Source organism: Lwoffella lincolnii (assembly GCF_037201985.1).
Lineage (GTDB): Bacteria > Pseudomonadota > Gammaproteobacteria > Pseudomonadales > Moraxellaceae > Psychrobacter > Psychrobacter lincolnii.
On record NZ_CP147511.1, the window covers coordinates 1063466 to 1077414 of the forward strand.

At 42.2% G+C, this 13949-nt stretch carries 18 protein-coding genes; 4 read left to right on the forward strand and 14 right to left on the reverse strand.

Features of this window, described 5'->3' with window-relative positions; genetic code table 11:
- Positions 1 to 2: 2 nt before the first annotated feature.
- The 6 genes from WDM69_RS04895 to ispF form a co-directional block, all read right to left on the reverse strand.
- Complete coding sequence (locus tag WDM69_RS04895) at positions 3 to 203, reverse strand: PIN domain-containing protein (protein WP_078306630.1); 201 nt, start codon at positions 201 to 203, stop codon at positions 3 to 5.
- 40 nt (positions 204 to 243) lie between these two features.
- A complete protein-coding gene (locus WDM69_RS04900) occupies positions 244 to 1644 on the reverse strand; it encodes an FAD-dependent oxidoreductase (protein WP_338755834.1) in 1401 nt (466 codons plus the stop codon).
- Positions 1645 to 1700: 56 nt separating this feature from the next.
- Complete coding sequence (gene mazF / locus WDM69_RS04905) at positions 1701 to 2036, reverse strand: endoribonuclease MazF (protein ID WP_078306632.1); 336 nt, start codon at positions 2034 to 2036, stop codon at positions 1701 to 1703.
- Between the two features lie 5 nt (positions 2037 to 2041).
- Entirely contained in the window at positions 2042 to 2275 is a 234-nt protein-coding gene (locus WDM69_RS04910) for a hypothetical protein (RefSeq protein WP_078306633.1), read from the reverse strand.
- Between the two features lie 67 nt (positions 2276 to 2342).
- On the reverse strand, positions 2343 to 3515 hold the full coding sequence (locus WDM69_RS04915; RefSeq protein ID WP_338755835.1) for an acyl-CoA dehydrogenase: 1173 nt from the start codon (positions 3513 to 3515) through the stop codon (positions 2343 to 2345).
- 234 nt (positions 3516 to 3749) lie between these two features.
- Positions 3750 to 4241, reverse strand: a complete 492-nt coding sequence (gene ispF / locus WDM69_RS04920; protein WP_338755836.1) for a 2-C-methyl-D-erythritol 2,4-cyclodiphosphate synthase — start codon at positions 4239 to 4241, stop codon at positions 3750 to 3752.
- Positions 4242 to 4430: 189 nt separating this feature from the next.
- Between ispF and mnmA the strand changes: the two genes are divergently transcribed.
- Entirely contained in the window at positions 4431 to 5618 is a 1188-nt protein-coding gene (mnmA, locus tag WDM69_RS04925; protein WP_422393265.1) for a tRNA 2-thiouridine(34) synthase MnmA, read from the forward strand.
- Positions 5619 to 5659: 41 nt separating this feature from the next.
- Here mnmA and WDM69_RS04930 read toward each other — a convergent pair whose 3' ends face one another.
- The 3 genes from WDM69_RS04930 to WDM69_RS04940 all read right to left on the reverse strand — a co-directional run bounded on the left by WDM69_RS04930 (position 5660) and on the right by WDM69_RS04940 (position 7356).
- A complete protein-coding gene (locus WDM69_RS04930) occupies positions 5660 to 6454 on the reverse strand; it encodes a hypothetical protein (protein WP_338755837.1) in 795 nt (264 codons plus the stop codon).
- Positions 6455 to 6457: 3 nt separating this feature from the next.
- Positions 6458 to 6874, reverse strand: a complete 417-nt coding sequence (locus WDM69_RS04935; RefSeq protein ID WP_338755838.1) for a hypothetical protein — start codon at positions 6872 to 6874, stop codon at positions 6458 to 6460.
- Between the two features lie 107 nt (positions 6875 to 6981).
- Positions 6982 to 7356, reverse strand: a complete 375-nt coding sequence (locus WDM69_RS04940; RefSeq protein WP_338755839.1) for a hypothetical protein — start codon at positions 7354 to 7356, stop codon at positions 6982 to 6984.
- A gap of 226 nt (positions 7357 to 7582) precedes the next feature.
- On the opposite strand from WDM69_RS04940, the gene purB reads away from it, so the two are divergent.
- Together purB and yaaA are read left to right on the forward strand one after the other, a co-directional pair.
- Positions 7583 to 8992 (forward strand): adenylosuccinate lyase, encoded by a 1410-nt coding sequence (gene purB / locus WDM69_RS04945; RefSeq protein WP_338755840.1) that lies wholly within the window; start codon positions 7583 to 7585, stop codon positions 8990 to 8992.
- A gap of 43 nt (positions 8993 to 9035) precedes the next feature.
- Entirely contained in the window at positions 9036 to 9809 is a 774-nt protein-coding gene (yaaA, locus tag WDM69_RS04950) for a peroxide stress protein YaaA (RefSeq protein ID WP_338755025.1), read from the forward strand.
- A gap of 141 nt (positions 9810 to 9950) precedes the next feature.
- Here yaaA and groL read toward each other — a convergent pair whose 3' ends face one another.
- The 3 genes from groL to WDM69_RS04965 all read right to left on the reverse strand — a co-directional run bounded on the left by groL (position 9951) and on the right by WDM69_RS04965 (position 12236).
- Positions 9951 to 11597 (reverse strand): chaperonin GroEL, encoded by a 1647-nt coding sequence (gene groL / locus WDM69_RS04955; protein ID WP_338755026.1) that lies wholly within the window; start codon positions 11595 to 11597, stop codon positions 9951 to 9953.
- 65 nt (positions 11598 to 11662) lie between these two features.
- Entirely contained in the window at positions 11663 to 11953 is a 291-nt protein-coding gene (gene groES, locus WDM69_RS04960; RefSeq protein ID WP_078306643.1) for a co-chaperone GroES, read from the reverse strand.
- A 115-nt stretch (positions 11954 to 12068) separates the two neighbouring features.
- The gene (locus WDM69_RS04965; protein ID WP_338755027.1) at positions 12069 to 12236 is read right to left on the reverse strand and encodes a hypothetical protein; all 168 of its coding nucleotides are present in this window, start codon (positions 12234 to 12236) and stop codon (positions 12069 to 12071) included.
- A gap of 116 nt (positions 12237 to 12352) precedes the next feature.
- On the opposite strand from WDM69_RS04965, the gene WDM69_RS04970 reads away from it, so the two are divergent.
- Positions 12353 to 13165, forward strand: a complete 813-nt coding sequence (locus tag WDM69_RS04970) for a DUF3108 domain-containing protein (RefSeq protein WP_338755028.1) — start codon at positions 12353 to 12355, stop codon at positions 13163 to 13165.
- Between the two features lie 169 nt (positions 13166 to 13334).
- On the opposite strand, the gene WDM69_RS04975 is transcribed toward WDM69_RS04970, so the two are convergent.
- Positions 13335 to 13562, reverse strand: coding sequence for a hypothetical protein (locus WDM69_RS04975; RefSeq protein ID WP_338755029.1), 228 nt, complete (start codon positions 13560 to 13562; stop codon positions 13335 to 13337).
- Entirely contained in the window at positions 13549 to 13848 is a 300-nt protein-coding gene (locus tag WDM69_RS04980) for a BrnT family toxin (RefSeq protein WP_338755030.1), read from the reverse strand. Before WDM69_RS04980 ends, WDM69_RS04975 begins: the two co-directional genes overlap by 14 nt.
- Positions 13849 to 13949 lie beyond the last annotated feature (101 nt).

Genomic DNA, 13949 nt, shown 5'->3' on the forward strand with positions numbered 1-13949 from the left:
CATTAATTACTGATATGTTTGGAAATCCCTGCAACTGAAATTGACAATTTTACTCGCTTTTTACAAATTAATTGAGCCAATTCCCAACAAGAAATGGCACTAATCGCAAGTTTGTCTGCAGTTTGAATGGCTTCAAGCAGTTTGTTTGGCAAAGGTTGTTTGTTTTGCCAATAAATCCAAATATGCGTGGCCAAAACCAGCATGAATCCAGCTCCCAATCTTCAATGCTGGTAGCGGAGATGATTAAATCGTCATGTCATCATGTGGTGTCATCAAACCTGCTTTGGCATTCACCATAATTTCCACCCTTGCATTGCCCATCTCTTTGGGCTGCTGCATGATTAAGGCATGACCATCATCTACCAAGGTTTGCCAATGTGCTTGCTTGCAAGGATTTCCAGTCATCGTTACCGAAACTGATTTGGTTTTTAAACGAATGATGGGAGATTGATGGGCATAACCTGAATGCTTAAGACGCAACACTTGATGGGCGATGGTATTGGCTTGCTCCCTCAATGGGGCAACATAACGGCACGCCTGCCCACCGATTGCCACACAATCACCAATGGCATACACGTCGGTTTGTGATGTCTGTAATGTTTGACCATCAACAAAAATGCCTTGCTGTGGGTTAAAGAGAATCCCTGCTCGTTTTGGTAATCGTTCATCGACCATCAACCCTGTGCTTGCCACCACTTCGTCCACCAAAATACGATTGCCATTTTCAAAACTTATGTCATATTGGTCTTGAGCGGTTTTTTTTATGCCACTGACCACATGACCACCTAAAAAACGAATGCCTGTCCGCTCAAGTGCATCTTTAACCATTTGACCAGCTTTGATTGGTAACACATCAGCAAGGGGCAATTGGTTGCGGTCAATTAAAGTAACCTGATGCCCTGCTTTGACCATGTCTTCTGCCAATTCACTGCCCACCATGCCTGCACCAATGATGGCAATGGACTGATTGGGTTTGTCTGCAAGTTTATTGTGTAATTTGGCAAACATGTCGATATGGTTAATCCGCCAAACAAATTTAGGGGATAAACTGGCTGGTAAAATAGGCGTTGCCCCAATCGCAAACACCAAAGATTCATAATAAAAATCACCCCGTGTGGTACGCACTTGTTTATTGACAGCATCAATGTGCATGACAAAAGTATCTGCCACCAAGCCCACATTTAAGCGGTCTTTTTCGCTAATGGCAGATTGGTTAATCAACCCATCAGCAGTTTTATGCTGACTGATTGCCACCGATAATTGTGGTTTATGATAACGGTCGCCAGTGTCAGCGGTGATTAAGGTAATCGGATACTCAAAATCCAATGCTCGCACCGCTTCAATCACCGCCCAACCTGCCAACCCTGCCCCAATGACCACCAAACCTCCCACATCACCTGTTGGGTTGATTTGAGGTTTGACAATGGCGACATTGCGTGGGGTAAATGGTTCAAAATCTCGCTTGGTAACACCACACAACGGACATTGCCAATCATCAGGAATGTCATCAAATCGTGTGCCAGCAGGCAATCCCCCATCTGGGTCACCTAATTTTTCATCATATATCCAACCACACGCTCGGCAAAGAAATTGTTGCCATTCGCCACGTCCATCTGTTGGGTTGCCATCTTTGTCTATGTTCATTGTTTTCTCTTGTTTATTGTTTTCTCTTGTTTATTGGCTTGAGTGATATTGGAGACTTAGTTTGATATGTCCAACAACAAGGCAAGTTTATCTTTCAACTGTTGTAATTCTTGCTGACTTACTTTACCTTTAAGTTTGGCATGACGAACTTTCCAATCTAAACTTTTGATTTGGTCGGATAATGCCACGTTTTGTGGCACACCATCAATCATCACTTCAAATGGATAACCTTTGATTTTTGTGGTTAATGGACAACAGATAAGTAAGTTTGTGATTTGATTATAACTTTTTGGTGTTAATACCACCGCAGGGCGATGTCCTGCTTGCTCACGCCCTGCTTGCGGGTCAAATTCTAACCAAACAATATCACCAACATCTGGAACATAACTCATAACCGTTACTTGCCAACAGATTGCCCAAAATCAATTTCATCGTGTAAGTTATTTGGTGTGATTTGGCTTAATAGTTTATCAAGGGTTTCTTGATTATCAAGGATTGGCTCAATGATAATCTTTCCCGCTTCAGCACGAATATCAACTCGCCGTTCACTGGTCAAGTTCAATTCTGCCAAAATACCAGCAGGAATTCTGACACCAACACCATTGTCCCATTGTATTATGGTAACTTCCATCACAACTCCTTGTTTCGCTTATGTCAATGAAAATTATATATTGTATAATTCAAAACACACAACCAATTCAGTTTGGCGTCACTTCCGTCATCAATTGATGCGATAAATAACGCAAATGCTTGATTGCTGGGGTAACAATCGCCACAAACTGGGATTCACGCAACCGCCGCTGTGGGTGTGCCGTCATCAAATAGCCCCTTGCTCCTTGATGCAGCATGCCTGCTTGAGTGGCACGCAAAGACAATTTTGCCCCTTGAATGCGTAAATCCAACACATCAAGCAGATAATCCTTGCTGGACTCAAACGGTGTTTTGGCAAGTTCGGCCGTGCGTGCCACCGCCCCATCAAGGGCAAGTTGCAAACCATCTGCTTGGTCTTCCAAAAATTGATTGACATGCCCCAGTTGAGCTTCAACAGCACGAATGTCATCTATTGCCCCTTGAATAATCCCAACACCAATTCCCATCTGCATCAGCACAAATGCCCCACGAATTCGCTCAATAAACGGTTTGGCAGGGTCAGCAATGATGGTCTCATTTGGCACAAAATAATCATTGAGTTCAATTTGCCACGTGCTTGAACCTTCCATACCGCTGAATGTTGGGCATGGATTGAGCTTCCATTGTGTTTGACGGTCATCATCGAAGCTTAATAAAAAGAACACATCATACGGTGTTGTCCCAACATGCTCAACCGTCGCCACTGCTCCACAATATTGATTTGGGGCGATGTGGCTGATCCATGGTAATGTGCCTGACACCAAATAGCCATTTGCCACTTTTTTGCCACGCAAAATCATCGGCTCAATGTTTGCCCATGTTTTCATCGGATTGGATAACGCCGTTCCGCCAAACGTGTTGCCCAGTGTGTGATTGGCTAACATCTGATGTTTGAGTTGGGTGTTGTCTGACTGGTCAAGATACAATCCCATCACTTGATGACACCAAGATAAAAATCCTGTTGTGCCACAGACTTGGGCAATTTTTGCCGTACTGGCAATCGCTTGATCAAAGCGTCCACCTTGACTGGATAAATGTGGGGCAAATGCCCCCAGTTTGGCAAGCTCAGCCATTTCTTTGACAGGATAATGACCTTTATCAATGGCGATGGGATCAAGAATTTGTATTGCCAGTTGGCTGATGTTATTAAAAAAATTTGGCTTATCCTGCCATTGGTTGATGGTGGGTAAAGCGGTGTTTGCTTGCACATCATGTGGGTAGTGGCTGTCAAATTGGGTCATGGCATTACCTAAATATCATAAATCAAGTATTATTTTTGATTGATTTTATCTTAACAATCAGACAGATATTGTAAATAAACTGTCATCAAAATAATGTGCAAATTTCGCCTATCGTAATGCCAAATTTCAATATAAAAAGATTCAATATAAAAATACCCAACACAAAAAAAGCCCAACGTGCTAAGGTTGAGCTTTGATGAATTTGTCTGCGTTTTTTAGCATCATGCCTTAATTTTATTCATGCCTGACTAAAAGTACCACGGCTGTAACCATGATGCCCTCTTGCCGTCCTGTAAAACCCAGTTTTTCGCTGGTGGTGGCTTTGACGCTGATATTATCCACCGAAGTGTTCAAAAGATGGGCGATATTTTTTCGCATGGCAATTTTATAAGGGCTGATTTTTGGGCGTTCACACACAATGGTAACGTCCACATTGCCAATGCGGTATCCTGTATCGGTGATTTTCTTATAAACCGCTTTTAACAGCACACCAGAGTCCAGCCCTGCGTGATTTGGGTCAGTGTCAGGAAAATGCTCACCAATATCACCCAATGCCATTGCTCCAAGCAAGGCATCTGCCAAAGCATGTAGCACCACATCACCATCAGAATGGGCTTGTAGGCTGAGATGATGTTCAATCTCCACACCAGCCAATTTCACAAATTGGTTGGCTTTTCCGTTATTGTGTAGGGCATGAATGTCCACCCCTTGACCAATTTTTATCATGTCGCATGACTTCCTTTAACCAATTCGTTGTTTGTGTCATTATAGTATCTTTTATCCACATCAGCCATCAATATCAGCCACAAACTCTGTTATCAAACTCTGTTATAATGGCACATTGCATTTTGCAAAACCCATCAATAGCCCATAAAAACACAACCAATAACCATCAATTTTTAATTAGTTTTGATTATGATAACCACTGCTTTTACTTTGGCTGATGTTGCCAACACTTTAAATACCCCCCCCAAAGACATTAAAGTCATCGTTGGCATGTCTGGCGGTGTGGACAGCTCGGTATCGGCTGTTTTGTTACAACAAGCAGGCTTTCATGTTGAAGGCTTGTTTATGAAAAATTGGGAAGAAGATGATGGCAGTGAATACTGCACCGCCATGACTGACCTTGCCGACGCCCAAGCGGTGGCGGATAAAATCGGCATTAAATTACACACCGCCAACTTTGCCATGGAATATTGGGACAATGTTTTTGAACATTTTTTGGCAGAATATCAAGCAGGACGCACGCCAAACCCTGATATTTTATGCAACAAAGAAATTAAGTTTAAAGCCTTTTTGGATTATGCGTCTGGGCCACAATTTGGACTTGGGGCGGATTTTATCGCCACAGGACATTACGCACGCCGTGGTTTTGGTCAAGATGGCAGGGCCCAGTTGCTGCGTGGTTTGGACACCAATAAAGACCAAAGTTATTTTTTACACGCTGTGGGGGGCGACAAAATCGCTAAGGCACTTTTTCCCATCGGTGAGCTTGAAAAGCCACAAGTGCGAGCCATTGCCCAAAAATATGACCTTATCACCGCCAACAAAAAGGACTCCACAGGGATTTGCTTTATTGGTGAACGCAAGTTTAAGGATTTTTTACAACAGTATTTGCCCGCCCAAAAAGGCGATATCTACACCGATGATGGCATAAAAATCGGCACACATGATGGCTTGATGTATTACACCATCGGACAGCGTGGCGGTATTGGCATCGGCGGTGTGGCAAATCGCCCTGAAGAGCCGTGGTTTGTGTTACACAAAGACCTGACAAATAACCGTCTCATCGTCGGACAGGGGCATAATCATGCCATGTTACAATCTGACGAACTCACCGCTTATAAACTGGATTGGGGAATTGCTCCACCTGCTCAGATTTTTGGCAAGCAAGGTTTTAGATGCACCGCCAAAACCCGCTATCGCCAGCCTGACCAAGATTGTACGGTGTTTGCCCTTGATGAGACAGGCGATAAAGTCAAAGTGGTGTTTGATGATGCCCAGCGTGCGGTAACACAAGGGCAATCGGTTGTGTTTTATGATGGCGACATTTGCTTAGGGGGTGGGGTGATTGATGGGACAAATGCGTCAGTTTCGTTTTAGTTTTAAGGTCATCAATTTAGCATAATCCACCAATCAACCACCTAATCAATCACTTGATAAACATCATAACTTAACTGAGCCACAGGCGTTAATTCAGAAGTAAACTGATAAAATTTCACATCATAACTGCCTGTTTGCCATGAATCATATGGTTGATAGCTGACCCAGTTGGTATTTGAGTTTGGCAATATCAGTTTTTTTTCAAACAGCAACACTTCTCCAGTGGTACGGTTTGTCCACTTTATAAAAACATTTGCCCCCAATGGTACTTTGCCAAAGGTATTTAGATGGGCATAGAGCTTTTGCCGTTTGGATAAGGTGTTGGTATTTATGGACTGCTGAGTAAAATTGGGACTGGCGGACATGATTATCTGCCCTGTCAACGGCTGATTGTCATTAGGTTGATACAACTCTTCAATCGCTCGGTTGGCAAATTGACGTTTGTCTTTGATTAACTCGGCATCTTTATCCGTCATAAACCGTTCCACATAAGCATCAAGTTGACGGTTGGAAATGCTGTTTAACACCGCTTTGGCAGATTGTTCATTAAAATCTTGTGTAGAAAAGTTACGCTGATTGGTCTGTGCTTGAGTTAGGCCATGCTCAATGGCAAGTGATTCAATGATGAGTGGTTGTTCTGAGGCTTGCTCAATGTTTTCACCCTGTGGTAATTTGTGTGGTAAAGGAGTGGCCAAATCATGGATATTGGTTGATGTTTTTGCTTTGAGTTGTGCCAGTTGAGCCATATGCGAGCGAGTCATCAGTAAGAACGTTACCAATGACCCAAACGCAAATACCACTAGGGTATAAATCAATAAAAACAGTTTATTTTTCATGTGTTATTTTAAGCAACTTACCAAATAAGGCTTGCCTGTTTTTATCATATTTTTTAGTTCACCAATATGTCTAGACTCTCCCTTAATATTAATATAAGGCAAATTGTTGGTACTCAGGTTGGTATAGCATTTTAGGCTAAAAGTCAGACCACCGTTTAGATTGGGTAATTTAACTTTACATTCTTGTGGAACAATGGCATTAAGTTGTCTTCTACCAACATAAATAATGCCCTTGCTCTGATCAATTTGACAGTCAGGGTAATTGACATATGATTTTTCGTAAGAATTTTTAAAAAACTCTTCTGATTGTTTTTTCATGTCATTCATGGCACGACTGCCTGAGCTGTCCGAACTGCCACCACCGCAGGCACTCAATAATAGAACCACTGCCAACAGACTGGTACTAAGAAGTGATTTCATTCTAACCCTACCTATAATAAAAAACATAAAACAACGGCTTATTAAAACAACGGCTTATATCTATAAGCCGTTGTTTTAAACAATTGTTAGCCCTACCAAATTAATCCTTATGGTTTACAAGTAATGGTGACGCCATTTAGATTGATGTTCTCACCAGCAGAAAGCCCTACAGTTGAAGTTACTCGACCATTACTACAAGTGTAAGTTATGTTCGCCCCATTATTTAAGCCTGGTGAAGAATAAATACACCCAGTTGCTGTTGCATAGACTGTTGAACCATTAGTCTCACATACATTAGATTTCTTGCCTGTTTGATTTTTAGGAGCAGGAGTTGTTGGAGTGGTAGGTGTGGGTATGGTGTCTTTTTTTACTGTGTCTTTTTTTACTGCCACTTGTTCGCCAGAGCTGTCCGAACTGCCACCACCACAAGCGGTTAAAGTCATGGCAGCAGCCAGCATGGTGGTTGTCAATAATGCTTTCATAAGCGTGTCCTTGTATGAGCGTGTATGGATTGGGTTAAAATAGTAACTATACTTATAATATAATAACAAATTACAAACTAAGCAAGACATTTTTTAATAAAACATCAATATATTTATCAATCAGTTTCATTAAAGAAATTAGCGACCAAATTGGTTATAATGCGTCTAATTATTCGCCATGATGATTTGGTGATTTATTTTAGTTATTTTTTTATTAGGAATTTTCATGCCGTTATCCACCCTTACCGCCCTATCCCCACTTGATGGCCGCTATGCTTCTAAATGCGATGCTTTGCGTCCGTATCTGTCAGAATTTGGACTTATCCACGCTCGGGTTACCGTTGAAATCCGTTGGTTGCAAGCTCTTGCCAATCACCCACAGATGATAGAAATTCAGCCATTTTCTGCCAAAACCAACCAACGCCTTGATGAAATTGTGCAAAATTTTAGCGAAGAAAACGCCCTGCGTATCAAAGAGATTGAACGCACCACCAACCACGATGTCAAGGCGGTGGAGTACTTTTTAAAAGAGCAAATCGCTGATATTGACGAGCTTAAAAATGCGGGCGAGTTTATCCATTTTGCCTGCACCAGCGAAGACATCAACAACTTATCACATGCCTTAATGCTAAAGGCAAGTCGTGATGTTCTGGCAAGCAGCATGCAACAACTCATTGACGCCATCGCCACGCTTGCCCAAACGCACGCCAATCAACCCATGCTCTCACGCACACACGGTCAAACCGCCAGCCCCACCACATTGGGCAAAGAAATGGCAAATGTTGCCTATCGCCTACACCGCCAATTAACCCAATTTAATCATGTGGAATTATTAGGAAAAATAAACGGTGCGGTTGGTAATTATAACGCCCATTTATCTGCTTATCCCAACATTGACTGGGCAGACCATGCCCAAAAATTCGTTACCAGTCTTGGTTTGACATTCAATCCATACACCACCCAAATTGAACCACATGATTATATGGCGGAGTTATTTGATGCCCTGCGTCGATTTAACACGATTTTAATCGACTTTAACCGTGATGTGTGGGGCTATATTTCGCTTGGTTACTTTAAACAAAAACTTAAAGATGGCGAGGTTGGCTCATCAACCATGCCCCACAAGGTCAATCCGATTGATTTTGAAAACTCTGAAGGCAACCTTGGTCTGGCAAATGCAGTCTTGGCTCATTTGGGCGAAAAATTGCCCATTTCACGCTGGCAACGAGATTTAACCGACTCAACCGTCCTTCGCAACATGGGCGTGGGTTTTGCCCAAAGTTTGATTGCCTTTGATGCCTGCTTAAAAGGCATTGGCAAGTTGGAGATAAACGCCAATCGTCTTAATGAAGATTTGCACAATGCGCAAGAAGTGCTTGCTGAACCCATTCAAACCGTCATGCGTCGCTATAATATAGAAAAACCGTATGAAAAATTAAAAGTCCTAACCCGTGGACAAGCCATGACCCGTGAGATGATGCTGGATTTTATTCATGGTGATGAGCTAAATGCCGTGCCAGAAAGCGAGAAAAAACGCTTGGCAGACTTGACCCCTGCCACCTATATTGGCAATGCCAATGAGCAGGCAATCGCCATTCACACATGGTTAAGCCAACAACAATCAAACAAGTCATAAATAAAAATTTGAATTCCTACCTTTAAAAAAGCAAGGAAAATCCATGTACTTTTTATTATCGCCTGCCAAAAGCTTAAATGAAACTGATGACATTCCCATCAATGTGGGCAATCATTACAGCCAACCTGCATTGATAAACGCATCGCAAACGCTGATGAAGCAGTTAAAACAGTTTGAGCCCATCGAACTGATGGAGCTGATGGGCATCTCTGATAATCTGGCACAACTCAACGCCAAGCGAAACCAAGACTGGCAAACACCTTTTAGTGCAGATAATGCCAAACCTGCCATTTATTTGTTTGATGGTGATGTCTATACAGGGCTAGATGCTTATGGACTAGATAAGCAAGCGGTGATGTATCTTAATGAGCATGTGGGAATTTTATCAGGTTTGTATGGGTTATTAAAACCTTTGGATTTGATATTGCCTTATCGCCTAGAAATGGGAACAAGGCTGAAAAACACCCAAGGCAATAATCTGTATGAATTTTGGGGCAGTCAAATCAGCGAATTGATGAATCAGCGTCTGTCTGACGACAATACCGTCATTAATTTGGCATCGAACGAATACGTTAAAGCCATCGATAAAAAGACACTCAATGCCAACATCATCACCCCAAGGTTTGAAGACCATAAAAATGGTCAATATAAAGTCATCAGTTTTTATGCCAAAAAAGCTCGTGGCATGATGGTAAGATACGCCGCTGACAACCAACTTAGCAATCCTGACGAGTTAAAGGGCTTTGATTGGGACGGCTATTCTTATGTTAAAGATGCGTCAGATGATAAAACTTGGGTGTTTAGAAGAAATGAATGATGTTTATTTATTAACCATTCATTAATTATTCATAATCATTCACCAATCATTCACCAATAAAAAAAGCCCTTTTAATAAAAAGGGCTTTTTTTGAAGCAAAGGGTTTGATAAAAAAGGGTTTGATAAAGATGGGGCGACGATTTACATCATACCGCCCATGCCACCCATACCGCCCATGCCACCAGCACCCATGCCTGCCATGGGGTCATCTTTGGCAGGCAAATCGGTAATCATCGCTTCCGTGGTCAACATCAAGCCTGCAACCGAAGCAGCATTTTCTAGGGCTGAACGAGTTACCTTAGCAGGGTCAAGAATACCCATTTCAATCATGTCGCCATATTCACCAGTGGCGGCATTATAGCCGTAATTGCCAGAGCCATTTTTAACTTCATTGACCACAACAGACGCTTCATCACCTGAGTTAGAGACGATTTGACGCAGTGGGGCTTCCATGGCACGGCGAAGAATGTTGATGCCTGCGTTTTGATCATCATTGTCGCCTGTCAGCTTATCAAGAGCAGACAATGCACGCACCAAAGCAACGCCACCACCAGCAACCACGCCTTCTTCTACTGCCGCACGAGTGGCATGTAGGGCATCGTCCACACGGTCTTTTTTCTCTTTCATCTCAGTTTCGGTCGCAGCACCGACTTTGATGACAGCCACACCACCTGATAGCTTGGCGATGCGTTCTTGTAGTTTTTCTTTATCATAGTCAGAAGTAGACTCTTCAACTTGACGGCGGATAGATTCCACACGAGCATCGATGTCAGCTTTATTGCCAGCACCATCAACAATGACGGTATTTTCTTTACCCACGGTGATTTTTTTGGCAGTGCCTAACTGCTCAATATTGGCGGTTTCTAGACTTAAGCCCACTTCTTCAGAGATGACCGTACCACCTGTTAGAATGGCGATGTCTTGCAACATGGCTTTACGGCGATCACCAAATCCGGGGGCTTTAACCGCACACGTTTTTAATCCACCACGCATGTTATTCACCACTAAGGTTGCCAGTGCTTCGTTTTCGACATCTTCAGCGATGATGAGCAATGGCTTGCTGGTTTGCATGACTTGCTCAAGTAATGGCACGATTTCACGAATGTTACTGATTTTTTTGTCAACCAATAGGATATATGGGTTGTCAAATTCAGCGGTTAGGCTGTCTTGTTTGTTGGCAAAATAAGGGCTGATATAACCACGGTCAAATTGCATGCCCTCAACCACTTCTAGCGTGTCTTCAAAGCTTGAACCTTCTTCAACGGTGATGACACCCTGCTTGCCCACTTGCTCCATGGCTTTACTGATAAGTTCACCAACTTTGGCATCTGAATTGGCAGAAATGGCACCCACTTGCTCAATGGCTTTAAAGTCATCGGCAGGGGTTGAGATGTTGTGGATTTCTTCCACAACTTTGCGTACGGCTTTATCAATGCCACGTTTTAAATCCATTGGATTCATACCAGCAGCAACCGATTTCATGCCTTCTTGTAAAATGGCTTGAGCCAATACAGTGGCGGTGGTGGTGCCATCACCTGCCACATCATTGGTTTTGCTGGCAACTTCACGCACCAGTTGAGCACCCATATTCTCAAATTTATCTTCAAGTTCGATTTCTTTGGCAACTGATACGCCGTCTTTGGTGATGGTTGGGGCACCAAAAGATTTATCAATCACCACGTTGCGACCTTTAGGGCCTAAAGTAACTTTAACAGCGTCTGCCAATACGTTGACACCATCAATCATTTTTTTGCGGGCATTACTGCCAAATTTCACATCTTTAGCCATGAGATTATTCTCCATTTATTGAATTTATTAAATTTATTGATTAGATTACTGGTTAGATTACCAATTTAGCTCTCAAGCACACCCAATACGTCAGCTTCTTTCATGATAAGCAATTCTTCACCGTCCACCTTGACGGTTTGACCAGCGTATTGACCAAACAGCACTTTGTCCCCTGTCTTGACATCTAAGGGGCGGACATCACCGTTATCACGAATTTGACCATTACCCACGGCAAGCACTTCACCTTGTTGGGGCTTTTCTTGCGCTGAACCTGGCAAAAGAATACCGCCTGCGGTTTTTTGTTCTTCTTCCACACGGCGAACCACGATGCGGTCATGTAAAGGACGAATGTTCATCTTTTTACTCCAATTTAACGTTAACATTATTAGGTTTTTGTACCCAATCACACCAACATTTCACACCGACATGGATGGCATACTTTCATCTTTCATTGCCCTACCACATTGTCTATCACGGCCATTCATCTATAAGATGGTCTGTAGACTGTTTGTGGGTGTGTTTGGGGTTGTAGCAAGAATGGGGATTATGTGATTTGTATTCAAGGTTGATTGATGATTTTTTATCAATTTTTCCATCAATTTTTCCATCATTCATTGCTTTTTTAGCTTTCATTGCCATTGTGTGGTTGTCCCAACAAAAATAATAAAATTACCCTTGAAATTGTAACAAAATATGACCATTATGATGCCAAATTGGCAATGATGAAGATGACACTGATGAATTAGGAGCAAATCATGCCCCACAGCACACGCCCGCTTTTTTATCCGCTTTTTTATCAAAAGCGGGTTTTTTATCAAAACACTGTTTTAGCACAATTAACACAGTCAGCTCAACATATTCAACACACCATGCGCCTGCCCAAGCACCTGCATGCTTTATTTATTTGTGTCTTATCGATGGGAGCTTTTACCATGAACAGCCAAGCCCGTACCATTGAGCCTGTTACCGCCACTTATGCGTTTTTGGTCAAAGATAAAGTCAGTGGCAAGGGCAGTGCCACTCGCACCTTAAGCCACGATGGGAATGACTGGACGTATCAGGTGAATGGAACTGCCATGCTGGGTTCTGCCACTGCCAAGCAAACCAGCTCTTTTAAAATCATAGATGACAAAGTAAAGCCCCAGTCTGCCAGCACCGCTTATAAGATTTTGGGCGTGGGCAATCTGCATAAAGTCAGCTTTGCCAATGACAAGGTGGTCAGCTCTTATAAAGGCAAAAGCATCACGTTAAACACAACACAACCTGCATTTGATGAGCTGAGTTTGGAAGTGCAAATCCGCCAAGAACTGCTTAACGGCAAGTTTACGGGCAAATATGATTTGGTCAAAAAAGATAAAATCGAAACCACTCAATTTAAACAGTCTGGCAGGGCTAAAATCACCGTGCCTGCTGGCAGTTATGACACCGTACGCATTGACAGGATACACGATGACAAAGACCGCCAAACCACTTTTTGGCTTGCCCCAAGTCTGAATTATCTGCCTGTCAAAGTCATACAAAACAATGACAGCACACAGATGCAAATGGCGTTATCAGCGGTCAAATAAGCGTTTTTACTGTCAATTTTGTCTATGACTTTTCAATTTTGTCAATGACGCATGCTGACTAAGACAAAAAAGGTAAAGAGTTTTACAGGCCGTATTTGATTGAACTTGGCTTTAAAATATAAGTGCTTGTTGATGACTTAGGTAAAATCCACCTAAGTGGTGGATTTTTTTAGGTGAATAATGCTCTTAGTATCGTGTTTGCTCTTTGTCTGTCGTGTTCGTTGTCGTGTTTTTTGATGGCTTCAATAACATCATAATCAAAAAATTTGCTTAAATCATGAGCTTGTTTTCTTGCTCTGGCTTCTAAAATTTTTGGATTTTGTATGGGCTTTGCTCCGCTAAAATCGAAATCTTTGTAGCGTTCATACTCGATATCTGTATATTTAGTGCCTTGCATGGGCGTACTCCCTTTCTTGATGTTTGGTTGGGAAAAAGGCGGTGATGATGCGATAAGTTTCATCTCGCTGCGTCCAAACCACCACCAATAATCTTGCTTGATTACTCATGCCAATTATCAATGTTCTTTGTTCAGAATAAGCACCAAAATCTTCTTTTTCAAGCGAATTGCTATCAAAAAATACGCTTGCCACCTCGTCTAAAGTAATGCCACGCTTTTTATGAATAAGTTCAAATTTGTCATCATGCCACTCAAAAATCAACCCAAATAAACTAAGCACTGGCATTTTTACAATCCAAAATAAAGGTTAACTTTAAATTCATGATAGCAAACTAAAGATATTTATCACATAGAAAAATCAAACTAATCATGATTCATATGTCAATG